Origin of the sequence: Rhizobium etli 8C-3, from assembly GCF_001908375.1 — a bacterium.
GTDB classification, from domain to species: Bacteria; Pseudomonadota; Alphaproteobacteria; order Rhizobiales; family Rhizobiaceae; genus Rhizobium; species Rhizobium etli_B.
Map to the genome: position 1 here is coordinate 1,114,029 of NZ_CP017244.1, position 23,370 is coordinate 1,137,398.

19 protein-coding genes and 4 pseudogenes are annotated in these 23,370 nt (G+C 59.4%); 11 read left to right on the forward strand and 12 right to left on the reverse strand.

Going from position 1 to position 23,370, the window contains the following annotated elements:
- Both AM571_RS30235 and AM571_RS30240 read right to left on the reverse strand, forming a co-directional pair.
- Nucleotides 1-333, reverse strand: coding sequence for an ATPase inhibitor subunit zeta (locus AM571_RS30235; RefSeq protein ID WP_074064647.1), 333 nt, complete (start codon nt 331-333; stop codon nt 1-3).
- 590 nt (nt 334-923) lie between these two features.
- The gene (locus AM571_RS30240; protein WP_074064648.1) at nt 924-1,439 is read right to left on the reverse strand and encodes an AAA family ATPase; all 516 of its coding nucleotides are present in this window, start codon (nt 1,437-1,439) and stop codon (nt 924-926) included.
- A 190-nt stretch (nt 1,440-1,629) separates the two neighbouring features.
- Here AM571_RS30240 and AM571_RS30245 point away from each other — a divergent pair, with 190 nt between their 5' ends.
- On the forward strand, nt 1,630-2,139 hold the full coding sequence (locus AM571_RS30245; protein ID WP_074064649.1) for a GNAT family N-acetyltransferase: 510 nt from the start codon (nt 1,630-1,632) through the stop codon (nt 2,137-2,139).
- Between the two features lie 74 nt (nt 2,140-2,213).
- Here the strand turns inward: AM571_RS30245 and AM571_RS30250 are convergent, their stop codons facing one another.
- Nucleotides 2,214-2,663, reverse strand: coding sequence for a helix-hairpin-helix domain-containing protein (locus AM571_RS30250; RefSeq protein ID WP_074064650.1), 450 nt, complete (start codon nt 2,661-2,663; stop codon nt 2,214-2,216).
- Nucleotides 2,664-3,190: 527 nt separating this feature from the next.
- Here AM571_RS30250 and AM571_RS30255 point away from each other — a divergent pair.
- A complete protein-coding gene (locus AM571_RS30255) occupies nt 3,191-3,997 on the forward strand; it encodes a sulfite exporter TauE/SafE family protein (RefSeq protein ID WP_074064651.1) in 807 nt (268 codons plus the stop codon).
- A gap of 78 nt (nt 3,998-4,075) precedes the next feature.
- Here the strand turns inward: AM571_RS30255 and AM571_RS37860 are convergent.
- Nucleotides 4,076-4,204, reverse strand: a pseudogene (locus tag AM571_RS37860) (ATP-binding domain-containing protein); the annotation flags it as partial.
- 774 nt (nt 4,205-4,978) lie between these two features.
- On the opposite strand from AM571_RS37860, the pseudogene AM571_RS30270 reads away from it, so the two are divergent.
- Together AM571_RS30270 and AM571_RS37865 are read left to right on the forward strand one after the other, a co-directional pair.
- A pseudogene (locus AM571_RS30270) lies at nt 4,979-5,989 on the forward strand (IS30 family transposase).
- A gap of 204 nt (nt 5,990-6,193) precedes the next feature.
- A pseudogene (locus AM571_RS37865) lies at nt 6,194-6,336 on the forward strand (IS30 family transposase); the annotation flags it as partial.
- Nucleotides 6,337-6,446: 110 nt separating this feature from the next.
- Here the strand turns inward: AM571_RS37865 and AM571_RS30280 are convergent.
- The 5 genes from AM571_RS30280 to AM571_RS30300 form a co-directional block, all read right to left on the reverse strand.
- Nucleotides 6,447-8,099, reverse strand: a complete 1,653-nt coding sequence (locus tag AM571_RS30280; protein WP_132659836.1) for a dipeptide ABC transporter ATP-binding protein — start codon at nt 8,097-8,099, stop codon at nt 6,447-6,449.
- 2 nt (nt 8,100-8,101) lie between these two features.
- Nucleotides 8,102-8,917, reverse strand: coding sequence for an ABC transporter permease (locus AM571_RS30285; protein WP_074064655.1), 816 nt, complete (start codon nt 8,915-8,917; stop codon nt 8,102-8,104).
- Complete coding sequence (locus AM571_RS30290; protein WP_074064656.1) at nt 8,914-9,858, reverse strand: ABC transporter permease; 945 nt, start codon at nt 9,856-9,858, stop codon at nt 8,914-8,916. Before AM571_RS30290 ends, AM571_RS30285 begins: the two co-directional genes overlap by 4 nt.
- Before the next feature lie 13 nt (nt 9,859-9,871).
- Nucleotides 9,872-11,431, reverse strand: a complete 1,560-nt coding sequence (locus AM571_RS30295) for an ABC transporter substrate-binding protein (RefSeq protein WP_245520019.1) — start codon at nt 11,429-11,431, stop codon at nt 9,872-9,874.
- A gap of 235 nt (nt 11,432-11,666) precedes the next feature.
- Nucleotides 11,667-12,575 (reverse strand): GntR family transcriptional regulator, encoded by a 909-nt coding sequence (locus AM571_RS30300; protein ID WP_074064657.1) that lies wholly within the window; start codon nt 12,573-12,575, stop codon nt 11,667-11,669.
- A gap of 129 nt (nt 12,576-12,704) precedes the next feature.
- Here AM571_RS30300 and AM571_RS30305 point away from each other — a divergent pair, with 129 nt between their 5' ends.
- From AM571_RS30305 to AM571_RS30330, 7 genes and pseudogenes are all read left to right on the forward strand, one after another.
- Nucleotides 12,705-13,826 (forward strand): C45 family autoproteolytic acyltransferase/hydolase, encoded by a 1,122-nt coding sequence (locus tag AM571_RS30305; protein WP_074064658.1) that lies wholly within the window; start codon nt 12,705-12,707, stop codon nt 13,824-13,826.
- An 88-nt stretch (nt 13,827-13,914) separates the two neighbouring features.
- The gene (locus AM571_RS30310) at nt 13,915-15,243 is read left to right on the forward strand and encodes an aminotransferase class III-fold pyridoxal phosphate-dependent enzyme (protein ID WP_074064659.1); all 1,329 of its coding nucleotides are present in this window, start codon (nt 13,915-13,917) and stop codon (nt 15,241-15,243) included.
- A gap of 24 nt (nt 15,244-15,267) precedes the next feature.
- Nucleotides 15,268-16,131, forward strand: a complete 864-nt coding sequence (locus AM571_RS30315; protein ID WP_074064660.1) for a polysaccharide deacetylase family protein — start codon at nt 15,268-15,270, stop codon at nt 16,129-16,131.
- Entirely contained in the window at nt 16,131-16,913 is a 783-nt protein-coding gene (locus AM571_RS30320; protein ID WP_074064661.1) for a polysaccharide deacetylase family protein, read from the forward strand. The genes AM571_RS30315 and AM571_RS30320 overlap by 1 nt, the downstream gene beginning before the upstream one ends.
- A gap of 55 nt (nt 16,914-16,968) precedes the next feature.
- A complete protein-coding gene (locus tag AM571_RS30325; protein ID WP_074064662.1) occupies nt 16,969-18,405 on the forward strand; it encodes an NAD-dependent succinate-semialdehyde dehydrogenase in 1,437 nt (478 codons plus the stop codon).
- A gap of 27 nt (nt 18,406-18,432) precedes the next feature.
- Nucleotides 18,433-18,569 (forward strand): annotated as a pseudogene (locus AM571_RS37870) (IS30 family transposase); the annotation flags it as partial.
- Nucleotides 18,570-18,688: 119 nt separating this feature from the next.
- Nucleotides 18,689-19,807, forward strand: a complete 1,119-nt coding sequence (locus AM571_RS30330) for an IS110 family transposase (protein WP_074061284.1) — start codon at nt 18,689-18,691, stop codon at nt 19,805-19,807.
- Between the two features lie 490 nt (nt 19,808-20,297).
- On the opposite strand, the gene AM571_RS30335 is transcribed toward AM571_RS30330, so the two are convergent.
- From AM571_RS30335 to minD, 3 genes are all read right to left on the reverse strand, one after another.
- Complete coding sequence (locus AM571_RS30335) at nt 20,298-21,578, reverse strand: DUF3422 family protein (RefSeq protein WP_074064663.1); 1,281 nt, start codon at nt 21,576-21,578, stop codon at nt 20,298-20,300.
- Between the two features lie 717 nt (nt 21,579-22,295).
- Nucleotides 22,296-22,556 carry a cell division topological specificity factor MinE gene (gene minE, locus AM571_RS30340; RefSeq protein WP_074064664.1) on the reverse strand — a complete coding sequence of 87 codons (261 nt, stop codon included), beginning with the start codon at nt 22,554-22,556 and terminating at the stop codon, nt 22,296-22,298.
- Nucleotides 22,553-23,368, reverse strand: a complete 816-nt coding sequence (minD, locus tag AM571_RS30345) for a septum site-determining protein MinD (RefSeq protein ID WP_040115446.1) — start codon at nt 23,366-23,368, stop codon at nt 22,553-22,555. Before minD ends, minE begins: the two co-directional genes overlap by 4 nt.
- Nucleotides 23,369-23,370 lie beyond the last annotated feature (2 nt).

Sequence of the window (23,370 nt, forward strand, 5' to 3'; positions counted from 1 at the left end):
CTAATAGCCTTGCCTTGCCTGCTCGCTCTCCAAGGCTTCGGCAGCCGTGTACATCAGCTCGTGCATCTTCTCGCGAATAAGTGCTTCATCGGCAACCCGGCCGGCTGCGCTGAAGTCGGCGCGGATCTTCTGAATCAGACCCGTGTCTTCCGGCGAAGCGATCGCTATTGTCATAACCTCGTTCACATACGCGTCGACGTCGTTGCGGCCGATTTCAGCGGCAACCCACTCCGCCAGCAGGCGGTTCCGCCGGGCACGAACTTTTAGCGACCGCTCAAAGTCGAGAATGTATGTTTCTTCAAGCGCCCGTCTTCTATCGTCCAAGGATGTCATGCGAAAACTCCTTTTCCCTGCCGCGGCGCAAATGGCCGTGGGCGTCGAGTGCGGCCGGGCCGAAACAGGACTTTGCTGTGCATCATGCTGTAACCTCCGATCTGAGGCGGCGATGTGCTCGAGAAGCAAGGCGCGTTGATGGCGAACCCGACCTTCTGAAAACGCTGTGAGAGGCCTCGCCGTTCCCAAATGAGCTCAGGGCTTATTATGTTACTGACGGCGCTCACCATAAGGGGCCGGTGTTTGGCGGCCCGACGGATGGCCACTCGCTCTTGTCTGCCACCGGAGGCGGCTGCTGCTGTCCAAGCCCGATGCCGTATCCCGAGTTCCATAAGTTCCAAAGAATGCGGGTCGGCTCTGTAGCGGGGTGAGTGAGTAACCAAAATTCTATGCTTGGCATGAGTTCGCGGGCGGGGACGTTCACAGAGGCGTTGCACATTACATTTCGCCGCGTTTGTTGCTTTTCATCGCACATTGGAACGCAACACGAGCGGTGGTGTTACGAAGACCTACGCGATGTTGCGTTGCGTCTGACCGATTGCGGAGAACAAGCCCTCGCACGCGTTCTCACGGTAGCCCTCGGCTATCAGTCATAAGCGTGGGGAGGCACGCGCAATGACGTAAGAGACGGCTTGGTCCAGCGACACTGTGGAGGTGTCAAGAATATCGCACCCACTCGCTTTCGCTTCTCTTCTGAGATAATTCGCCCAACTCATCGTCTCGGAATTGGCGAGTTCGGGCTGCTGACGGTCGATGATCAGCCGCCTCGCTCTTGTCTCATCATCGCAATCAACGAGGATTGGGATGTAATCGGACCAACCTGCCGCCGCTGCCCCTTCAGCTACGAATGTAAGGCGAGTCTGGCCTTCGAAGACCACCTTCCGTCCAGTCTCGGCAATCTTGGCCAGCACGCTCATCCATTCAATGGTCTTGGCCCGCTGCCACGCATCACTCGACCCATATTCTCTCACCATGTCCTCGAAGGCAGGCACGCCTATCCGGTCGAAGAAGAGAACTTCGACATTGTCACGGAAGCGTTCCGAGATGGCCTGAGCAATCGTGGTCTTGCCCGACCCAGAAGCTCCAATCAAGATAGCGACGGGCATGGTGCGTCCTTCTCCTTCCTGGTGCCTCGATCAGGTGTTCACGATTTCGATGTTATGTTTACAAATTCCATGGCGAGCAATGTTGCCCGAGGCGGTCACTCCGACCACAACAGATTTCGGTACTTTACGCGGGTAGGGATGCCCGAGCAAAATAACGCCTGCTGGTCACGACCCAAAGGTAAAGCCCCAGATGATTGATTTCAGATCACTGACCGAAGCAGATTTTCCGATGTTGTGTGGATGGTTGAATAGCTCTCATATGCGTGCTCACTACCAGAAGACGCCAATAACGATCGAGGAAGTTCAGGGGAAGTATTCTGAGCGCCTGAGACCGAGCCATCCCATCCATTGCCATATAGCCTGCTATAATGGTGAGCCTTTTGGAACGTTGCAGTGCTATTTGCTTCGCAACTATCCCGATTTCGCGTCTGATATAGGCGAGCACGACGGCATAGCGGTCGACCTATTTATCGGTGACGAGCGTTTTATAGGAAGGGGCTTGGGGAAGGCTATGCTTCGCTCCTATGTGCTGAACGTGGTTCCTTCCATTTTTCCTCAAGACAGCAAATGCTTCATCTGTCACGCTAAAGAGAACATGATAGCCATTCGTGGTTCGCTGTCCGCAGGGTTTCTACCGTGTCGAGACGTCATCGAGGGCGGGGTGGAAAGTCTGCTACTTTCGTTCGACCGACCGATTTAGAGGGATTGGGACTTAAAGCCGAACTGGGCCGTCTTGCCCATGCTGGTCATGTCCCAGGGGCGGCGCTGGCTGATTCAAATGAGAAGCGAAGAGCCGTATTTCTCGTAAGACTCGCTGGAGCTGAAGCGATCATCTCCTTGATAAGATCGACTTCGCCCACTGGAGAACGGTCCAGGGGAAGGGGAGGCCATGTGCCCTGCCCGGAAGCGGATGGCCAACGCCTCCTCGACGGCGGCCATCAGCCGCCTCGGATCGTCGAGGGCGATGCCCAGGCGAAGCGCTCTCGCGTCCACGTCCTTCCACGGCTCCAGCAATGTCATCGTAGAGGGGTCGCCCCCGTCAGCGATAGCGATAGCCCGATCCGCGCCGACCATGTCGGCCAACGCCTTCAGATCGCGATCCCGAATGATGTCGTACATGGTCTCGCCGAAGCGCTCCCAGACCTTCTCCGCCGTTGCCCAGCCGATACCGACGAAGCGTTTGCCAGTGGCAAGATTTCGGATGGTCGCCCGCCCCTTGGTCATTAGGGCAGGGCCCCCTTGGCATTGAGCTGCGGTCCGTATTCGGGATGAAGCTGGACGGAGTCCGTCACACGCCACGTCTCGCCCACGGCCGGATCGCGCGGTGACCTTTTCGAAGGAACGAGGCGTGACGGAGCTGCTGTCTCGTCGCGGCCGATGATGACGTGGTCTTCGAACCGGCTCGCGTGAACCGCGGTTTAAACTCAAAAAGCAGAAACAAAACCGCTCGTGGAGTTTCCAAAGAGTGCGGTTTCGGCATTGTAGCTCGGTGAGTGAGTGGCGAGATTTCCTTACGATGCAGTGGAGGCGGCCGCAAATCCTCCGGAAGGGTGTTGCAACGCGTTTTCGACCCGATTTGTTGCTTTTGAAGTCACCCTGTTTCACTACACTTGGCAACATTGTTGCTACGCTCGGACCATGCCGTTGTTGCTTTTTGAGCGCGGCGAGCGGCGGGCGGCCAAATCTCTAGTCGACGTGCGAAGCGTTGCCCGATAGGTTCCCGTGGCTATAACGCTCCCAAGGGATTCTCGATGTCCGAACCTGCCGCTCGAATGGCGCCTCGTAGCCCTCCAGCATCCTTCGGAGGAGGGGCCGTGATCGGGACGCTTGGCGGGCTTATCGGTCTCGGCGGCGCAGAGTTCCGGCTGCCGCTCCTGATCGGCTTTTTCAATATCGCCCCGCTGGAGGCCGTCATCATGAACAAGGCGATGAGCCTTGTTGTAGTGGCTTCGGCTCTTCCGTTCCGAGCTTCGACCGTTCCGTTCGGCTCCATCGCAGAGCACTGGACTATCGTCGTCAACCTCCTGGCAGGGAGCCTGCTTGGCGCATGGTTCGGGGCTGGCTGGGCAGTGAAGCTTCGGTCGGACACGCTTTACAAAGTGATCAGCATTCTTCTGGTCGTTATCGCGATGGTGCTCCTGCTCGGACACGACACGAAGGCAGGACAGCCGCTTCTTCAGGGGACGGCGCAGCTTGTTGCGGGGATCGTAGCTGGTTTCATCATCGGCGTCGTAGCCTCGTTGCTCGGCGTTGCCGGGGGCGAGCTACTGATACCGACCCTCGTCCTTCTGTTTGGCGTGGACATCAAACTGGCGGGCAGTCTTTCGCTGGCGGTCAGCCTTCCGACCATGCTCGTCGGATTCACCCGCTACAGCCGTGACCAGAGCTTTTCAGTCCTCGGCCGCAACAAGGTGTTCCTGCTGTCGATGGCGGCAGGCTCGATAGTCGGCACATTCATTGGTGGGCTCCTGCTGTGGATCGTTCCGAACGGACTGCTTTTACCGCTCCTTGCCGCAATCCTGCTGGTGTCGGCTTGGAAGGTCTGGCGGCATAAGTGACCGATCACAGCCTCGCAAAGACCATGGCGTTGGTTCGTTCAAGGGCTCCAGGCGGTTCGTCTATCGTCCGACGCAGAACTACCGGATCGCCGACGATGACGAATCGATGGCTCTGGTGATCGCCGTATAGAGCAGGGTCCGGTCGAGAAGCTTCGAGCCGACGAGCGGCACGATCACCCTCCGGAAGGCCGACCCCTGAGCCTTATGGACGTTGAGCGCCTAGCCGCGGTGAAGGATGCCGTCTTCCCGGCGTTTTGCTTCGTTGAAGAGCGGTCCCCACTCACGCTTGATCTTCCTGTTAACCAGTAATAGGAGATCGACGATGCTCTTGCAGAAATATCGCGAGAACAAGGAAGCCTTGAAGCAGATCGGGCGGGAAGCTCTTGCTGAGAGCCGCCGTCTCGGCCTGCCGATCTCTGCCAAGGATCTCGAAACGAAGCCAAGATCGAGCCGAACACGAGCAGGAAGAGCGCGTTCCCGCTGCCATGAGGCAGTAATCGCTCTATGCCGGAACTGTCGTGCATCCTCCTCGCAGGGCCGGAAGGTTCCGGCAAATCATCCGCCTTTGCTAAGCTGAAGCTCGAAGGTGTCTGGATCAATGCCGACGAGATCGCGAAGACACTCCCTGAAATCGACGACGGCAAATCAAAGAAACGGCGCGCCTCCGAGATTGCTCTCCGCAAGATCGCGGAGATGATTGAAACTCGGCCGGCTTCAAGGTCGGCCTTTATTACATCGCCCTGGATTCCGTCGAGATGAACGTTGAGTGCGTCAAGCAACGTGTCCTCAAGGGCGGTCACGACATCCGGAGACGGCATAAGGGATCGCTCGAGAACCTGAAACCACAGACGACGGCCAAGGCTGTCCTCGCGCTGGTTCCATAAGATAGATTATGTGACTTTGGGCTGTAGCCGGGTGGGTTCAAGGATGAAGTGCGACTTGCGATAGATACCAATGGGTTATAACTCGCAAGGAATGCTCATGACACGCACCTACTCCCAGATCGATATGGATGAACGTCGTAAGATCGCTCGCTGGCGAGCGGCCGGCCTGAGCGCCACGGTCATTGCCTAGAAGCTTGGACGGCATCGTTCGACGATTTTCCGCGAGCTCAAGCGGAATGCGTTTGAGGATCCGCAAATGCCGGATCTGAGCGGCTACTATTGCGTGACCGCCAACGAGATGGCACGTGAACGCAGAGCCAAGCTGCGCAAGCTCGCCCGCTTCGTCCATGTGCGCCAGTCGGTGATCGAGCGGATCATGCATGGCTGGTCGCCACAGCAGATCGCCGGTCGCATGCGGCTGGAGCGCCATCCGATTTGCGTCAGTTACGAGACGATCTACAAGTTCGCCTATTCCGCAGACGGTCAGGCCATCAAGCTGTGGCGGCACCTGCCGGAGCGTCGCGCGCGACGGAGACCGCGGCATGCCCGACGCCGTCACGGTCGCCGCTTCAGCCCGGAACTCAACATTCTTCACCGTCCTGACACGGTCGCCGAACGCAAGCAGTTCGGGCATTGGGAGTGCGATCTCATTCAGTTTCGCAAGAAGTTCGGCAAGGCCAACGTGACCTCACTGGTCGAGCGGGTCAGCCGCTTTGCGGTCTTCCTGCGCAACAACGACCGGCAATCGAAACCGATCATGGACGGGCTGATTGAGGTGCTCCAACCCCTGCCCCACGCTGCTCGACGCTCGATCACCTTCGACCGGGGCACTGAGTTCAGCGAATGGCCCTATCTGCAAGCCGGCATCGGAACGCAGACATGGTTCTGCGACCCGCAGTCGCCCTGGCAGAAAGGCACGGTCGAGAACACCAATGGCCGGGTTCGCAAATGGCTTTCGCGAGAGGTGGATGCCCCGTCGATCAGCGACGGCGAGCTGAGAGACATCTGCGACCGGCTCAACTCGACGCCGCGGAAGTGCCTGGGCTACCGAACGCCCGCGGAAGTATTCCGCAAGAAACTGCTCGCGCACATCCGACGTGTCGGTTAGCGTCACAGGCGCAGGTCGCAATTCGGCTTGAACTCACACACCTCATTGGCCACCCGCTCCTGCTTTACGCAAGGCCGCCTCCCGGCCCCCGCGAAAGCGCGCACCGGCCTCGGCATCATCGAGGTCAGGTCGGTATCCTCGAGAGCCTGCAATGCCTTCGCGCGAACCAAGCATCATGGGCTTCGACAAGCTCCAACGGCAGGCAAGCCCCGAGATGACATGATCCCGTTTGATAGCAAGATCAGTCAACATCCTGATTTCATTGACGCTCGCAATTCAGGCGCTGGGAAGACAATCTCCTGATCTTCGACCGCGCTTTAGGGAACGCCAATGTCACCTCGCTGGTCGGCCCTGAAGACGAGAAAACTCGGTACCGTGGTCGAAGGCGAGCTTTGACGAGCAAAGGCCGGCAGCGGTGAGAAGGCATCGACGAACGATCGGTCAAACGCGCGATGGCCTAATTTGCCGCAGCGTTCCGATGCAATCGCGGGGTGGCGGGACCGGAAAACCGCCATTCGAGACTGACGCCGCCCTCCTCAGTCGAAACCAAGGTCGGGACCGCGGCCAGCAGCCGTTTGGTATAGTCAGACATGGGCTGGTCGAAAATCCGCGCCTTCAAGCCTTGCTCTTCGATCCGCCCCCTATGCATGACGATGACGCGGTCGGCTATCTGCTCCACGACACCCAGATCATGGCTGATGAACAGGCAGGCAAAACGCTGCTCTTCCTGAAGGCGCGCCAGCAGTTCCAGGATCTGCGCCTTGACCGTCAGGTCCAGCGCCGAAACGGCCTCATCGGCAATGACGAGGTCCGGGCGTCGGGCAAGCGCCCGGGCTATTGCGACGCGCTGGCGCTGCCCGCCGGAAAGCTGGTGGGGAAAGCGATCGGCAAATTGCGGACCGAGGCCGACATCGACAAGCACTTCGTCGACGCGCGCCTTGCGCTGTGCAGCCGTCAGGCTCTTTTCGTGGCGGAGCGACGCGGCGACCAGGTCGCGGACGCGCATGCGAGGGTCCAGCGACGAATACGGGTCCTGAAAGATCATCTGGCAGTTGGCGCGGTAGTCGTCGTAGTTCCCGTTCCTGCGGCTGATTTCGCGGCCACGGAAGGTCATGCTGCCGCCATTTGGCTTCAACAGACCCGCGATAACGCGGCCGAGCGTGGTCTTGCCTGAACCGGAGCCACCCACCAGGGCGACGATCTCACCGGGCCGAATGTCGAGATCAATGCCGTGAAGCACTGCTTTGGCGTTCTTGCCGCTGCCGTAAGTCAACTGCAGGTCCCTGACGCTGGCGATCGGCTGGCGGTCGGCAATTGCGCGCGCCGGCCCACGGCGCGGCAAAGCCGAGAGAAGCTTCTTCGTGTAATCGTGGCGGGGGGCGCTCAGCAGATCCCTCGTTTCGCCCTGCTCAACGCAAACGCCCTTCTCCATTACCAGGAGCCGATCGGTATATTGCGCCACCATGGACATGTCGTGGCTGATCAGCACCATGGCGGTGCCCTTCTCCTTCACCAGATCTCGTAGCAGCTCCAGCACGTCGCGCTGCACTACCGCATCCAGGGCGGTCGTCGGTTCATCAGCGATGAGCAGGGCGGGCTCCAGCAACATCACCGAGGCAATCATGATGCGCTGGCGCATACCGCCAGAAAACTCGTGCGGAAAAGCGGTCAGCGCGGTTTGGGGATCCGGGATGCCGACACGTTCGAGCATGGAGACCATCGCCGCCCGGCGTGCCGCGGCGTCGACTTCCTTATGCAGAGCCAGTCCCTCCTCCATCTGCGTTCCGATGCGAAGAGCAGGATTGAGCGATGTCATCGGTTCCTGAAAGATCAAACCGATCCCCGCACCACGCAGGGCACGCAAGTCGCGCGGCGGAAGAGAGCCCATGTCGCGGCCGTCGAAAGCGATCGAGCCGGCAAACTTTACTATGCCTGGCGGCAAGAGACCGATGACCGCGCGCATCATCATGGATTTGCCCGAGCCTGACTCCCCGACGATGCCGACGCGCTCGCCACGTTTAAGGGTCATGCTGACTCCATCAACGACGCGGTTCTGGAGCCGGGCGGCACCAAGCGCCAGATTGTCTACCTTGAGCAGCGGTTGGTTCATCGTCAAATGCCCCTCATCGTCGGATCGAGCCTGTCGCGCAAGGCGTCGCCGAGCAGATTGACACCCAGCAGAACGGCCGAGATGCAAAGGCCGGGAAAGATGCCCAGCCACATTGCTTGGCTGAGAAAAGGTCTGGCGCCAGCGAGCATGTTGCCCCATGTCGGCGCCGGTGGGGGCACGCCTAGTCCGAGGAAGGAGAGCGCGCTTTCCGAGAGCAGGGTCCAGCCGAACATCGACGTGGTCAGCACGGTCAGCGGCGCAATGCAATTGGGCAATACGTGCCGCAGCAGCGTATATAGTTCGGAATCGCCAGCCACGCGCGAGGCATCGATAAACTCGCGCTCGCGTAGAGAGAGCACTGTGCCCCGCACGATGCGCGCGACCGAGGGAGTATAGGCTATACCGAGTGCGAGGACGATGCCGTATTTGTTCGCACCGAAAACAGCAAGCAGGCCGAGTGCCAGTAGAATGCCGGGAAAGGCTAGCAGGGCGTTGGTGATGGCCGCGAGGGTCCGATCGGTCCAGCCGCCGACATATCCCGAAACAGCGCCGATCGCGGTGCCGAAGATCGTGGCGCCGACTACCGTCAGCAGGCTGACGATACCGCTCGCAGATGCGCCACGCATGATGCGGCTGAGCACGTCGCGCCCGAATTCATCCGCGCCGAGCAGATGCGCTGAGGACGGCGCAGCGAGCCGCGCCCGCATGTCGAGCGCCATGGGGTCGAAGGGCGTCCAGAATGATCCGACGACGGCGACCACCGCGAAGAGGCCGACGAGAAGGCTGCCGACCACCGCATTGGGTGACAGATGTCTCATGACATTCTTACCCGCGGATCGAACAGGGGATAGCAAAGGTCAACGATGAGATTAACGAGTACGTAGATGACCGCAATGAAGAGTAAGCATCCCTGGATCACGGGATAATCACGTCCAAAAATCGCATCGACCAGCAGCCGACCCAGACCGGGAATGGTAAACACCGTTTCGATGACCGCAATGCCACCCAACATATTACCCAGCACAAGACCGATCAGCGTCCATGTCGGCGCAAATGCATTCGGAAACACGTGGCGCCAAAGCACCGTCGACTCCGGGAGGCCCTTCGCCCGCGCATGCGTGATGTAATCGAGCCGCAACACCTCGAGTGCCGAGGCACGCGCCATGCGCAGCAGGACGCCGATCTCATGCAGGAACAGGGTTGCGATCGGCATCAGAACGTAGAGCAAACCTCTAGCCGGGTCCTCGGCAATGGAGACGTAGCCGACCACCGGCAGCCAGCCGAGCTTGAGACCGAAGACCAGCAGTATGATGAGCCCGAGCCAGAAGGTGGGTACCGAAAGGAGCAGTGCGGCGATCGTCACCAGACCGAGATCCAATTTTGAATTCTGCTTCAGGGCGGCGACGAGGCCGGCAGGTACGGCAACAAGCGAAGAAAGCGCTACAGCAACCAGGACGATTCCGGCACTCACCTGAAACCGCTGCAGCACGAGATGGGTCACCGATTCATGCGTGGTGATCGACGTGCCGAGATCGCCTCGCAGGACATTCGATACCCAGAGAACGAACTGCGTCAGCAAGTCCTTGTCTAACCCAAGGCTCGTGCGCAGCGCGGCCACGCTTGCCGGGTCGGCCATATCACCCAGCATCAGAGTGGCAGGGTCACCGGGTATCAGGCGTATGAGAAAGAAGACGAGCACGGACACCAGAATGACGGTCGGGACCGCCATTCCAATTCGGGACAGGACGAAGCGCAGCACGTGGCAGTCTCCCTTAATCGGCTATCGAAACTTCCCAGGCCCGCGGCATGGAAAATATGGACGCCTGGTAGTTCTGGACGCTCTTCTGGAAGGCGGAAGCTTCGAGGCCGTTGTACAGCATCAGGAACGGCACGCTTGCCAGGAAGCGGGCATGCAGCTTGTCGAACAGTTCCTGGCGTTTCGCGGGATCGGAAGAACGGACGTTCTCGGCGAGCAAGGCCTGCGCCTCGGGATCGTCCCAGACCTTGCGAGGCTCCTTCTCCTTGTTGCCCATGACGGAATCGTAGGTCAGCGCGGGGTCGAAGCGCGCCGAATAGGGGAACGTCATCGCCGTGTAGTTGCCGCTTTGGTAGCGATCGAGCTGGGCCGCCCACTCCAGCACCTCGATCTCGACATTGATGCCGGCCTGTTGAAGCATGGCCTGCGCCATGACCGCCGCGTCGTAGGTGTTTGCGTAACGGGTGTTGGCGATGAGCTTGATGGGGCGTCCGTCGTATCCTGCTTCCTGCAGCAAGGTCTTTGCCGCCTCAGGATCGAATTTGTATCCCTTTGCCTGTTCGGCCGAATGAAATTTCGAGGTTGCAGGCACAAGCGAATTGTTGGCTTTGCCGAGCCCCAGCGTGATGCCGTCGACCAAGGCATTGGTGTCGATCGCCATGGAAATCGCCTTACGAATACGGACATCCTTGAGGAGCGGGTCGCGGGTCTGGAAGAGAACTGCGGTGATGCCGGGATTGCTGGCGAGGGAGACGTCGAGATCCGCATTTTGCTTGAACTCGGCAATATCTGCATAGGGCACGTCCGGAACGACATCGACATCGCCACTGAGAAGGGCGGCTTTTGCCGACGACCGATCGGGGATGATGGGAAAGTGGACCGTCTCCACCAAGGGCCTTTTTGATCCCGTAAGTCCATCACGGCCCTCGCCCGCCCTCGCGCTGTATTCGGGGAAAGCCTCGAGATCGACAAATTCTCCTTTCTTCCATTCCTTGTATTTGAACGGGCCGGTTCCAACTGGCTGCTTGAAGGAACCATCGTCATTGAGCGACGATTTTTCGAGAATGCCGGTCATGCCGCAATCGAGCCGGGCGAGCGTCGCCAGGAAAAGGGCGTTGGGCTGCTCGAGCTTGAAAACGACGGTCTTCTTGTCCGGAGCGTCGGCGGCAACGACGTGCGAGGCGCCGCCTTCCGCAAAGTCGGGGCGGCAGCGCCACTTGGTCGCTTCCGCCATGTAGCGGTTCCAGCTCCACAGCACGTCGACCGAAGTCAACTCCTTGCCATTGTGAAATTTGACGCCGTCGCGCAGAGTGAAGGTATAGGTAAGCTCATCCTTAGAAACGGCGACCTTCTCTGCCAGCAGAGGCTTCACGGAAGCATCCTCGCCGTAGGCAACCAGCCCTTCCACCATATGAAGCACCACCGCGTCGCTGTTCGAATCCCGGTTCACGCCTGGGTCGAGGCTACGGATATCAGCATTGAGGGCGATGTTGAGCGTCTTGGCTTGCAGCGGCGCAGCCGCAAGCATCAAGCCAATCAGGCTGACGGATGCCATGGCAGCAGAATGCTTGTTCACGTGCGTTCTCCTCTTGATCGTTATCCGGCGATTTCGTCCGCCTTTTGCTCACATTGCCTTCTACATCACCAAAATGCAATACAAAAATCAAATAGACAGATTCATCTGCCGTGGAGCCGTATTCACCTGCGGGAAAATCCGGCGAAGAAATCCGAGCCGTGAGCCTGAGTCGCGTCTGGCTTCAGCGCCGATATTTGTTCGCAGCAAGCGGCTGTTGCAGGCCTACAGATCAAGCCTAGCGGTCGCCGGCAGCGATTCTTTGCTCGACATTCCTGAGGATGACTTCGAGATGGCGCTTCAACACGATCCGCGCGATCTCCAGGTCTCCCACCTTGATGTGGTGCAGGATCTGAAGATGCTGATCGAGCGAGGCCTCGATCCTCTCGCGCTGCAGTCGGTCGAAAACCGAGGATTCTCGCAGAAGCCGCAGATCGTTCTGCATGCGGACCGCCTGCAGAATGAAACGATTACCGGACCATCTGGCGAGCGCTTCATGGAAGGAAGCGTTGAGCTGCAGCCACTCGGGGCGGCCGATTTCGCCTTTTTCATGGAGCTGACCGAGCACGTTCTCATGTGCGGCGATCAGAGCGTCGAGCGCTTCTGGTTCCGCGCGGTAATCTGGCTCCGAGAGGCCGGCTAACTCTACCGCAAGACGGAAACGGTAGCTTTCGGCTAGGCTTTCGGCGCTGTCGAGGGAATCGACGAATGCCCATCCGTGGCCCCGCTGCCTGTGAATCAGCCCTTGCGATGAGAGTTGCGCAAGCGCCTTGCGAAGTATGCCACGCGCCACCTGGTAGCGTTCGGTCAACTCGTTCTCGGAGACCTCCTGCGGGATCAATCCTCGGGACCGATCATGCAGGACTTGCTGCTTTAGCCGCTCCGTTTCGCTCGTCGTCAAGGATTCCAGAAGCTTCTCGGAGCCCAGATCGACCGCTGCGACAAATCCCTTGTTCGGAATGAGCCGCACGAGCGCTTTCTCCTCCAGAATTTCGAGCGCACCCCGCATTGGCGAGCGGGAAACGCCGAATGCCGAAGCCAACGACTTTTCGACGATCTGGTGCCCTGCCCGCCAACCTTCCTTTTGAGCCTGAAGGAGGATCTGCCGGGCGATATCGATCTGTAGGGCGCTGTGTCCGCTGTCCATGCCTTGGGTCCCTGTTCCGAAGTCTGCCTCGATGTCGTCCCTACCGAATAGACTTGAGATTTGCTCTCGACAACCAGCGAAATACGTGCTTTTTAACTACACAAAATACATTAGCTTGGGAAGAAAAAAATGCCCGCCACATCATTTCCTCTGATCTCCATTTTCGGCTCACCCCGCGAGCGCGGCCTTCAGTATGGTCGGCAGGCGGAAGACAGGGTTCGCCGCAGCGTCGCGCTGTATTCCGGACGTCTCGGGCAGATCGGCATTTCGGAGCAAGACCTGACGGACATGGTTGGAAGCTATGTTCCCGTGATCGAAGCGTTTGATCCCGCGTTCATCGAAGAAATGACGGGCATCGCAGAGGGCGCCGGTCTTTCCTTCGATCAGATCGTCCTGATCAACGCCCGCACGGAGATCCTGGCAAAAGCCCGCCGCCGGCAGGCAGCCCAAGCCGAACATTCCGGCGACGGCTGCACCGGTGTCGTCGTATTGCCCGAGCGCAGTCAAACCGGCGAACTCATTCATGCCCAAAATTGGGACTGGATTGCCGAGTGTGCAGAAACTGCGATCGTCCTTCGTGTCCAGCCGGACAAAGGTCCTTCTTACCAGACCTTTACCGAGGCGGGCGGTCTTGCCAGAAGCGGCATGAACGACCGGGGAATCGCGATCACCGCCAACTACCTCGAGAGCGACCGCGACTTCGCTCAGGATGGCGTCCCGCTCTCCCTCATCCGACGCATGGTGTTGCAACAGGAGCATATGGCTATGGCAATGCGTGCCGTGGCCGCCACCGGGAAATCGGCCTCAAACAACATCATCGTCAGCCACAAAGACGGCTTCGGCATCAGTTTCGAATGCGCCCCCGACGAGGCCTTCAACATCTATCCGGAAAACGGCCTGATCGTACATGCCAACCATTGGCAAAGCCCAACAGCGCTTCTCAAGCTGCGCGAACAGGCGCATGGCAGTTGGTCCGACAGCTTCTATCGCGACTGGCGGGTCCGCCACGAACTGGAACAATTGCCGAAGATCGGGGTCGCGGAGGTAAAGAAGGCGCTGGCTGACAAGTTCGGCTACCCCTACAGCGTCTGCCGCCCCCCCTATCGCACCTCGCGCGGCCACGTATCGGCGACGGTCGCTACGATCGTCATGCGCCCCGCTTCGGGGGAGATGGAACTGGCGGTGCTGCCCGCCGAAAATCCGGAATTCACCCGCTATCCCACCCGCAACGACTCTGAAGCCACGGAATAAAAACGGCGTTTGAGTGATCCGGCTGCCCGGTGCGCCTGTGCAGCGACGAGCCCACAGTCACTACAGTTGCAATGGAAGGTGAATAAAAATGGATACGCCCCTGATGCATGGCGCCAACAATCTCGACTCCCACTGGATGCCGTTCACGCCGAACCGTGATTTCAAGAAACACGCGCAATTCGTCTCCAGCGCATCCGGCATGTATTACTACACGACGAATGGCCACAGGCTGCTGGACGGCATCGCGGGCCTGTGGTGCGTCAATGCCGGACATAGCCATCCGAAGATCGTTGAAGCCATTCAGAAACAGGCCGCGCAACTGGATTTTGCTTCTTCCTTCGGACTGGGCCATCCGCTGGCGTTTGACTATGCCAATCGGCTGACGTCGATTGCACCCGAGGGGCTGGATCACGTGTTCTTCACCAATTCGGGTTCGGAGGCAGCCGATACTGCGCTGAAAATGGCGCTGGCTTATCACCATGCCCGCGGCGAGGGTCAGCGCATGCGCATCATCGGTCGGCAGCGCGGTTATCATGGCGTCGGTTTCGGCGGTCTTTCGGCCGCCGGCATGGGGCCGCACAAAAAGCAGTTCGGCATGCTGTTGCCCGGCGCTGCACACATGCCGCATACGCATGATCCCGCGCGGAATGCCTTCAGCCGAGGCCAGCCGCAGCATGGCGCCGAGATCGCCGACGCCCTGGAACAGATGCTGCAGACCTATGATCCTTCGACCGTTGCTGCGGTGATCGTCGAGCCCGTTGCCGGATCGACTGGCGTCCTGGTGCCGCCCATCGGCTATCTGGAACGCCTGCGTGAGATCTGCTCCCACAACGGCATCCTGCTCATCCTCGACGAGGTCGTCACCGGCTTCGGCAGGCTCGGCCGTCCCTTCGCCGCGGACCGCTTTGGCGTGACGCCGGACCTCCTGATGATCGCCAAGGGGATGACGAGCGGCGCCGTGCCGATGGGGGGGGTGATCGCCAGCGGCAACATCTACGAGACATTGACCAGCAGCGCTGCGCCCGGCGCCGTCGAGTTTGCCCATGGCTACACCTATTCCGGCCATCCGCTGGCCGCCGCGGCCGGCCTGGCCGCGCTGGACGTCTATCTCTCGGAAGGCTTGTTCGAACATGCCGCCGCAGTCGAGCCAGTGTGGCAAGACTGCGCCCACCGGCTAAGGGGGCTGCCGGGTGTGGTCGATATCCGCAATCTCGGGCTTCTGGCCGGGATTGAACTTGGTGCCGACGTCGCAAGCGGTAAGCTCTTGGCCAAAAAGGTTCATGACTTCTGCTTCGAGAAGGGTGTGCTGGTCCGCCCGGTTGCCAACACTATCGTGCTGTCGCCACCGCTGATCGTTTCGCAAGCGGAAATCGAGACGATTTTCGAGACCATTGCAGGCGTCCTGAAAGAGCTCTGAGGCGGATAGCGCGGGAAAACAGCGATGATCGACCAGACAAGCGCCGACCATTCATCACGCTGGCCAAATGCTGCCAGATGTGTGGTTGCGATCACCATAGATTTCGACGGGCCATCGCTCGAAATAGGTCGCGGACGCAACACCCTCGGTATCTACTCGCATGGTCGATATTCCGCCAAATGCGGCATCCCGCGATACCTGCGCATCCTGGAGGAGACGGGTATTCCCGCTACCTTTTTTGTGCCGGGCTACGACGCCGAACAGCACCCGCAGAGCGTGAGGGAAATTGTGGGCAGCGGTCATGAGGTCGCCGCGCACGGCTACGTTCACGAGGGCTGGGATCTCGGTGACGAGGAGCCTTTCTTCCTTCAGAAGACACATGAAATCCTGACGGATCTCGTTGGCGCGGCGCCGCTTGGCTGGCGCTCGCCATCGGGTCACAAATCGGCGCACACGATGCGCGCGCTGAAGCGCCTCGGCTATATCTACGATTCCAGCGACAAGGATCGGGACCTGCCTTACCTGGCAGAGTTCGGCGGCCGCGTCCACGACAACCTGATCATCCTGCCGAACAACACCTCGAGCCTAGACGACTTCCCGTTCTATCGGGTCAGCTATACGCCCCCGTCGGAAGTGTTGGCGCACTGGATCGAGGAGTATGAGGCGATCCGCGCCGAAGGCGGCTATTTCAATCTGACGCTGCATCCGCGCGTTGGTTATGGTTCCGGCTCGCCAGCCCGGGCGCACATCGTCAAGGAATTGATCGAATACATCAAGGAGAGCGGCGACGCCCAGTTCGTGAACCTCGCGCAGTTCGCCGACTGGTGCCTCAAGTCGCCACGTCGATGGCTGAAGACCCCTCCATTCGTGAACGGCGGAGCGGCCTGATGACACCTCAACTCATGATCGTCACAATCACCGTCAATCTCCAGGGTTCCGTGGTCGAGACCCGCGCCGGGGCGGAGACCGAGGAAACCCTCTTCGGCAAGAAATCCTACGGCAAGTACACGGCCCATCCCGGTACTCCCCGGCTGCTTGCGATGTTTGACCGATTGCGGATCAAGGCGACTTTCTTCGTGCCTGGCCAGGAGACCTTGGACAATCCCGGTCTTGTCCGCGAAATCGCCGCAAGAGGCCATGAAGTCGCCGCGCATGGCTTTGCCCACGAGGCCTATATCGGGGCACCGGAAGAAACTGTACTGCTGCAAAGGACGCATGACCTCCTGACAGGCACAACTGGTACTGCGCCGATAGGCTGGCGGGCGCCGACCGGGTCGCTGGCACCTGCCACGTTGAAGGTCTTACAAGACATGGGCTATGTCTATGATTCCAGCAATCAGGATGACGACTTTCCCTATTCACTTGCCGCAGACGGTGCGGACCGGATGGTGGAACTGCCGCAGAACGAAATGCTGATCGACGAGACGCATTATTCTCGACGCGCGACCCATGCAAGGCTTCTGGCCTGGTGGCGGGAGGAATTCCAGGCAATGCATGCCGAGCGCTGCTTCGCCGCAATAACCGTCAGTCCCCGCTCCGACTATGGAAGCGGCCGGGCCAGCCGGATTGCGTCCCTCGAACATTTCTTGGCCGACGTGCAAAAGCATGAGGATACCGTGCTGATGACCTGCGCGGAGGCGGCTCGACGCCACCAGTCCGATGTCCTCTAGATCAAGTGCCGCAGGCCGCCGAAGCGGCACTCTGCGGCGTCTACACGGGTGAACTATGCATATCTATCCTGACGTGAAGCTTTTCATCGGCGGAGAATGGCGCGATGCCATCGGCGGCGAGGTCATTCCGGTCATCGACCCGGCAACGGAGGAAGTGATCGGCAGAATCGCTCACGCGCGCAAGCCGGACCTCGACCTCGCCCTGGAGGCCGCCGACGCGGGTTTTAGACTGTGGCGCGACATATCTGCCTTCGACCGCTCCAAGCTGATGCGCAAGGCTGCGGATATCCTGCGTTCGCGGGCCGATGCCATTGCCCATATCATGACGCGCGAGCAGGGCAAACCGATCGCCCAGTCCAAGGCGGAAGTCATGAACGGCGCCGACACGATCGACTGGTTCGCGGAAGAAGCTCGCCGGACCTATGGGCAAATCATTCCCGCCCGATTCGGCGGCGTGTCCAATATGGCTATCAAGTTTCCGGTCGGACCGGTGGCGGCTTTCACACCCTGGAACTTCCCGATCAACCAGATCGTCCGCAAGCTTTCCGCTGCTCTTGCGACGGGTTGCTCGATTATCGTTAAAGCACCCGAGGAAACTCCCGCCTCGCCAGCCGAGCTAATCCGCGCCTTTGCCGATGCCGGCGTTCCGGCCGGCGTCGTCAACCTCGTCTACGGCGTGCCGGCGGACATCTCCCAATACCTCATTGCGCATCCGGTCGTCCGCAAAATTTCGTTCACCGGCTCCACGCCGGTCGGTAAGCATCTGGCAGCACTCGCCGGCAAGCACATGAAACGCGCCACAATGGAGCTCGGGGGACACGCGCCGGCCATCATTTGCAACGACGCCGATCTTGAAAGGGCCATCGCGGTGACGGCTCCTGCGAAGTTCCGCAATGCCGGGCAGGTCTGCGTCGCCCCCACTCGATTCCTCGTGCAGGACGGCATCGCCGACAGGTTCACGCAAGGCTTCGTTGAGGCAGCACAAGCGATCAAGGTCGGTAACGGCCTGGAACACGGCGTCGCCATGGGGCCGCTCGCCAATGACCGCCGCATACCGGCCATGGAGGACATGCTCCAAGACGCCATATCGCATGGCGCCCAACTGATGACCGGAGGCAAACGCATCGGCAACAAAGGCTATTTCTTCGAGCCCACAGTGCTTTCCGACGTACCGACCTCGGCCAGGATCATGAACGACGAGCCCTTCGGCCCTATAGCCGTCATCAACCGCTTCTCGCATCTCGACGAGGCGATCGCCGAAGCCAACCGCCTCCCCTTCGGACTTGCCTCCTATGCCTTCACCGGTTCGGTGACGACCGCCCACTCACTCGGCCGCCGCGTGGAAGCCGGTATGCTGACCATCAACCACAATGGCCTCGCCATTCCGGAAGTGCCCTTCGGCGGTATCAAGGATTCCGGATACGGCACTGAGGGCGGTTCGGAAGCCGTCGAGGCCTATCTTGAAACGCGCTTTGTCAGCCAGATGATCTGACGCCCGAGCACTTTCTCGCATAGTGCCAAGCGCCATCTGTTCTGCGTCAGTTACGAGACAATCTACAAATTCGCCTATTCCGCAGACGGCCAGGCCATCAAGCTTGGCGGCATCTGCCGGAGCGTCGCGCCAGACGCAGACCGCGGCATGCCCGGCGCCACGGTCACATGGACCAGTTAGACCGTATGTTCGTGGGCGGTGGCCCGCCCCCGCGGTAAACTAAATTCGGGGGTTGCTCTGGATAGAGCCAAAGCCGAGCCCCATAGTTTAACGAGGGCGAACCATGAAAGAAGATAGCGTAATTTTCATCGGCTTGGATACGTCCAAGTTGAAGATTTCAGTGGCCGTTGCCGAAGGAGAACGCAACGGCGAGATCCGGTTTTTCGGCGACATCTCTTCCGAGCCGGCGTCTGTGGCATCGCTGGTCAACAAGCTTTCCAAGCGTGGAGCCAAGCTTCACTTTTGCTATGAGGCGGGTCCCACCGGTTACGGCCTTTACCGTCAAATTGTCGAGCTGGGGCATGACTGCGTGGTGGTGGCGCCGTCGCTGGTGCCTAAGCGAGCGGGCGACCGGGTGAAGACCAACCGCCGGGATGCCGTAAGCCTGGCGCGCCTGCACCGCGCCGGCGAGCTGACCGCGGTCTGGATTCCGGATGAAGCTCATGAGGCGATCCGCGACCTGGTGCGGGCTCGCGAGGCGGCCAGCGATGCGCTGAAACAGGCACGCCAGCAACTTCAGTCTTTCTTGTTGCGTCATGGCCGGATCTATACCGGCCGCAAACCATGGACGCGCGCCCATACAAGATGGCTGACGTGCCAGGCCTTCGATCATCCCGCCCACCACATCCTGTTGGCGGAATATTGCCAGGCCATCGAGGATGCAGACGTGCGCCTGGGCCGACTGACCGAGCTGGTGGTGGAGACTGCAGCATCCTGGTCGATGGCCCCGGTTGTGGCCGCCTACCAAGCGATGCGCGGTGTTGCATTCATGACAGCGGTCACCTTTGTGGTCGAAATCGGCGACGTCAGGCGCTTTGATAATCCTCGTCAGTTGATGGCGTATCTTGGTCTTGTGCCGTCGGAAAGCTCGACGGGCGAACGGGTCAAGCGTAGTGGGATCACCAAGGCAGGCAACACAAGGGCGCGTCGGGTCCTCATCGAAGGCGCCTGGACGTATCGCTTCCCTGCACGTGTAAGCCCGACGATCCAGGCGCGGCTGGAGGGACTACCAAGGAGCGTTCGAGAAATTGCCTGGAAAGGCCAGGTGAGGCTTTGCGCGCGCTACCGCAAGCTGATGGCGGCAGGCAAGCCGAAGGTCGTCGCGGTCACCGCCATTGCCCGGGAGATGGCAGCTTTTCTTTGGGCGATTGGACAGGAAGTCGCTCCCACAGCAAAAATCTAAAGCCTATCGTCGGTGCAAGGCGCGACAAACCAGTCGAGAGGCAAACATCTGCTGTTGAACAAAGATGGAGGCAGGGTTCCGGTGGGGAACCCTCGTCATCTCTATGTGGCGGATAAAATCCATGCCCGATGTTAGATAGAGGCAGCCCCAGACGAACATACGGAAATGCGGTACCCAGCCCGCGCATAAGAGTATGCCAGCCGTCGTCAAAATGCCCTGTCTCCTCCTTTGTTCAACAGCTTCACGCATGTGCTTTCGTCGTCAAAGCCGGAAGGAAAAAATCATGACGAAAGAGCTTGCATACGAACATAAGAGAGATGCGACAGTCGTCGCCTCTTGGGATGCTCGTCAAACGTAAGCATTTCGAAGGAAGGATGGCTGCGTGAAGCAGGCGGAGCCCGTGAGCCTTCGGAGCATCATGTCTTGTTTGATCGTGAGTCGCAGAAGGAATTGCATCGTTTTGAATTGATCCAGCAGACTCGCTGATGGGTTATTGCGCGTCGTCTTCTTCCGAGTGCCTATGCCTGATATTTCGCACAACAAGGGAAATTCCCAATACGACCACAGGGACCGAGATCGCCGTCACAATTTCTGGTCCAAACTTGATGCCGAACAAGGGTACTCCTTTGGCGACATATCCAATCAGCCCCACGACATAGTATGAAATGGCAGCAACGGAGAGGCCCTCAACGGTCTGCTGCAGGCGTAATTGCATTTTTGCCCTTCGGTCCATGGAGTTTAGCAACGTCATGTTGATCTGCTCCAACTCGACATCGATCCAGCTCCTGAGCAAGGACGTGGCACGAGCCAGTTTGCGCGAGAGATTTGCCTGGCGCTCCTCTACCGATTGGCAGGTTCGCATCGCCGGTGCCAGGCGCCGCTCCAAGAAAGTGCCAAGGCTCTCGCTCCCGGACGTCGCTGTCTCGGCAAGTGCCCGAATTCGCTCCTGGACAATTTCGTAATAGGCGCGGCTGGCGCCGAACCGGTAAAGACTCATTGCAGCATTCGCTTCGAGTTCGGCCGCCAGACGAGTAATTTCCGCAAGCAGTTGATCGGCTTCGTCGCGAGCGTGCTGCTTCATCCGCTGAGTGACTGCCGTCAGGCTAGCTTCTATCCGCCGGATCTCGGGCGACAGCGATTGCGCCAAAGGCAATGCCATCATTGCAAGTGTTCTATAGGTCTCGATATCCAGGAGCTTCTGAACGAGCGCGCCGCGCGAGCTGTCGGATAGACCGCGGTCAATGACGAGGATCTTCGTCAAGCCATCTCCATCCGGACGGAAATCCGTAAGAATGGTGGCCTCCCCGCTTCTCAGATCGCTGCGGCAGAGGCTCGTCCGGTCGAAAACGGCGAGGTCTTTCTGTGTCTCTTCAGTGTCGGGTCTGATCTCCAGTCGTATGCCCGAGATAAAGGGTCCCGGTTGCGAAAACCCGTCGCCAAATGGATGCACAGGGACCTCGGCTCCAAACTTTTCTGGAGCGGGGCTGTCCCAAAAATAGGTCGAGAATTCCGTGTGGCGTTCCCATCTCAGCGTCCCTTGTCCCCAGCTGATCGCATGATGATTGGTCTCGTGAGACGGAGGCGGCGATCCACTCGATTGGGACAGCCGCTTTACGATATCATGATCCTGATCGGGCTCGCTGTCCGTCAAGAAGGCAAGCTGAAAGATGACGCGAGGCACTGAAATTAGGGCATATGGCCGAGCGTGGATTTCGCCCACCGCTCTTTCACGAAGAGCGGCCGGTCTGAAAGCAAAAACACCCCTGCTCATTTGACCCCCGGAAACAGTTGAGTTTCTACCCGTTGCCACGCCTCAAATGTCATGTAAATCAGTTTGTTAAGCTAGCTTGAGTTTAATCGATTATAGCGCAGCGGTCCGCTTGAACGCCGATGTATATGGCCGCCTCGTCACTTGCATCCCGCCGAACTCGGCAGCTGGTGCGGATCGCTGTAGCGTTGGATCGTCACGGCCAGCCTCCATGGCGGCCCCAAACGCTTCAGCGTTGAACACGTGAACAAGATCTCCACCCGGCGCGCTCGCGATTAGCTGATATCAGCCGGCTGCAAATAGATCGACATGGAAATTTGCAATCGTGCCGGCGAGTATCCGCAGCAATGCGAGGAAAACCAATGCAAAAATGCAAAGGCCATCATCGTCGCCAGGCAAGACACCACAGGAGCACGACAATCATCGTGCCGCCTAAGCGAACCTGGACCTTGCTTTGTCCAGGCGGGTAGCGCGAATGAATAGCGAGCAGCCGACAGCGCCCCCGCCATGCCGAACACGAGCTCATGCAAGCGCCATTGCCCGATTGCCCCGGTCGTCCAGAGATTATGGTTGCTATCGGGCGCCGCATGCCGGAAGTGGCAGCGCGGCGCCTATCAGCCAACCGATAGTGACGGTTGCGGCAGGCTTGTCGCCCTTCCCTCGCCCACCCGGCACTTAATATCCACCGCACTGCTTCGGCATGCGGCCGCTTTTCCCGTTTCAAGCAGCTTGCGCAGCTGCCTTCAAAGGGATCTCGACGTCGATTTCCAAAATCGACACGTGCTCATTGCGATCCATCTTTACTTGGACCTTATCATTGTCGAGCTGCACGTGCTTGGCAATGACCGCAAGGATTTCCTCGCGCAGCAGAGATACAAGGTCTGAACCCACCGACGAGCGTTCGTGGGCCAGAAGCACCTGCAGGCGTTCACGGGCCGCGGGGGCTGTTTTCTTCTTGCCGAAAAGACTGAAGATGTTCATGCGGCCCTCCGTCCGAAAATCTTGCCGAAGAGACCGCGCTTTTCCCCGGGAATTGTGATCGGCACTTCCTCACCGGCAAGACGGCGCGCGGCATCGAAATACGCCATTGCGGGTGCACTGCGGCTATCAGCGAGCGTCACAGGCGCGCCAATATTGGAGGCGCGTAGAACATCCATGCTTTCGGGAACAATGCCGAGCAGCGGAATGGAAAGGATCTCCAGAACGTCATCGACTTTGAGCATGTCGCCGCGTTCGGCTCGGTTGGCATCATAGCGGGTCAGAAGCAGATGCTTCTCCATCCGCTCGCCGCGTTCTGCCTTGGCGGTCTTGGCGTCCAATAAGCCAATGATGCGGTCCGAATCACGGACCGAAGAAACTTCCGGGTTGGTGACGACGACGGCGATATCGGCATGGCGCATTGCAAGGGTCGCCCCACGTTCGATGCCTGCAGGGCTATCGCAGATGATCCAGTCGAAGTGGCGCTTCAAGTCGGCCATGACACGTTCGACACCCTCCGGGGTCAGGTTGTCCTTGTCGCGTGTTTGCGATGCCGGGAGCAAAAACAGCGTCTCGAGCCGCTTGTCGCGTATCAGCGCCTGGGGGAGCTTGGCGTCGCCTTGTATGACGTTGATCAGGTCATAGACGACCCTTCGCTCTGCACCCATCACCAGATCGAGATTGCGAAGCCCGACGTCAAAATCGACGACGACCACTTTTTCGTTCCTCTGCGCCAGAGCCGCTCCAAGCGCGGCGGTGGAAGTTGTCTTGCCAACTCCGCCTTTGCCTGAAGTGACGACGATGACTTTCCCCATCT

Coding starts and splice junctions, on each gene's coding strand:
- AM571_RS30235 (WP_074064647.1), bottom strand. CDS start 333: ATGACATCCTTGGACGATAGAAGACGGGCGCTTGAAGAAACATACATT.
- AM571_RS30250 (WP_074064650.1), bottom strand. CDS start 2,663: ATGACCAAGGGGCGGGCGACCATCCGAAATCTTGCCACTGGCAAACGC.
- minE (WP_074064664.1), bottom strand. CDS start 22,556: ATGAACATCTTCAGTCTTTTCGGCAAGAAGAAAACAGCCCCCGCGGCC.
- AM571_RS30245 (WP_074064649.1), top strand. CDS start 1,630: ATGATTGATTTCAGATCACTGACCGAAGCAGATTTTCCGATGTTGTGT.
- AM571_RS30285 (WP_074064655.1), bottom strand. CDS start 8,917: ATGAGACATCTGTCACCCAATGCGGTGGTCGGCAGCCTTCTCGTCGGC.
- AM571_RS30255 (WP_074064651.1), top strand. CDS start 3,191: ATGTCCGAACCTGCCGCTCGAATGGCGCCTCGTAGCCCTCCAGCATCC.
- AM571_RS30310 (WP_074064659.1), top strand. CDS start 13,915: ATGGATACGCCCCTGATGCATGGCGCCAACAATCTCGACTCCCACTGG.
- AM571_RS30300 (WP_074064657.1), bottom strand. CDS start 12,575: ATGGACAGCGGACACAGCGCCCTACAGATCGATATCGCCCGGCAGATC.
- AM571_RS30305 (WP_074064658.1), top strand. CDS start 12,705: ATGCCCGCCACATCATTTCCTCTGATCTCCATTTTCGGCTCACCCCGC.
- AM571_RS30280 (WP_132659836.1), bottom strand. CDS start 8,099: ATGAACCAACCGCTGCTCAAGGTAGACAATCTGGCGCTTGGTGCCGCC.
- AM571_RS30330 (WP_074061284.1), top strand. CDS start 18,689: ATGAAAGAAGATAGCGTAATTTTCATCGGCTTGGATACGTCCAAGTTG.
- AM571_RS30335 (WP_074064663.1), bottom strand. CDS start 21,578: ATGAGCAGGGGTGTTTTTGCTTTCAGACCGGCCGCTCTTCGTGAAAGA.
- AM571_RS30315 (WP_074064660.1), top strand. CDS start 15,268: ATGATCGACCAGACAAGCGCCGACCATTCATCACGCTGGCCAAATGCT.
- AM571_RS30325 (WP_074064662.1), top strand. CDS start 16,969: ATGCATATCTATCCTGACGTGAAGCTTTTCATCGGCGGAGAATGGCGC.
- AM571_RS30240 (WP_074064648.1), bottom strand. CDS start 1,439: ATGCCCGTCGCTATCTTGATTGGAGCTTCTGGGTCGGGCAAGACCACG.
- minD (WP_040115446.1), bottom strand. CDS start 23,368: ATGGGGAAAGTCATCGTCGTCACTTCAGGCAAAGGCGGAGTTGGCAAG.
- AM571_RS30320 (WP_074064661.1), top strand. CDS start 16,131: ATGACACCTCAACTCATGATCGTCACAATCACCGTCAATCTCCAGGGT.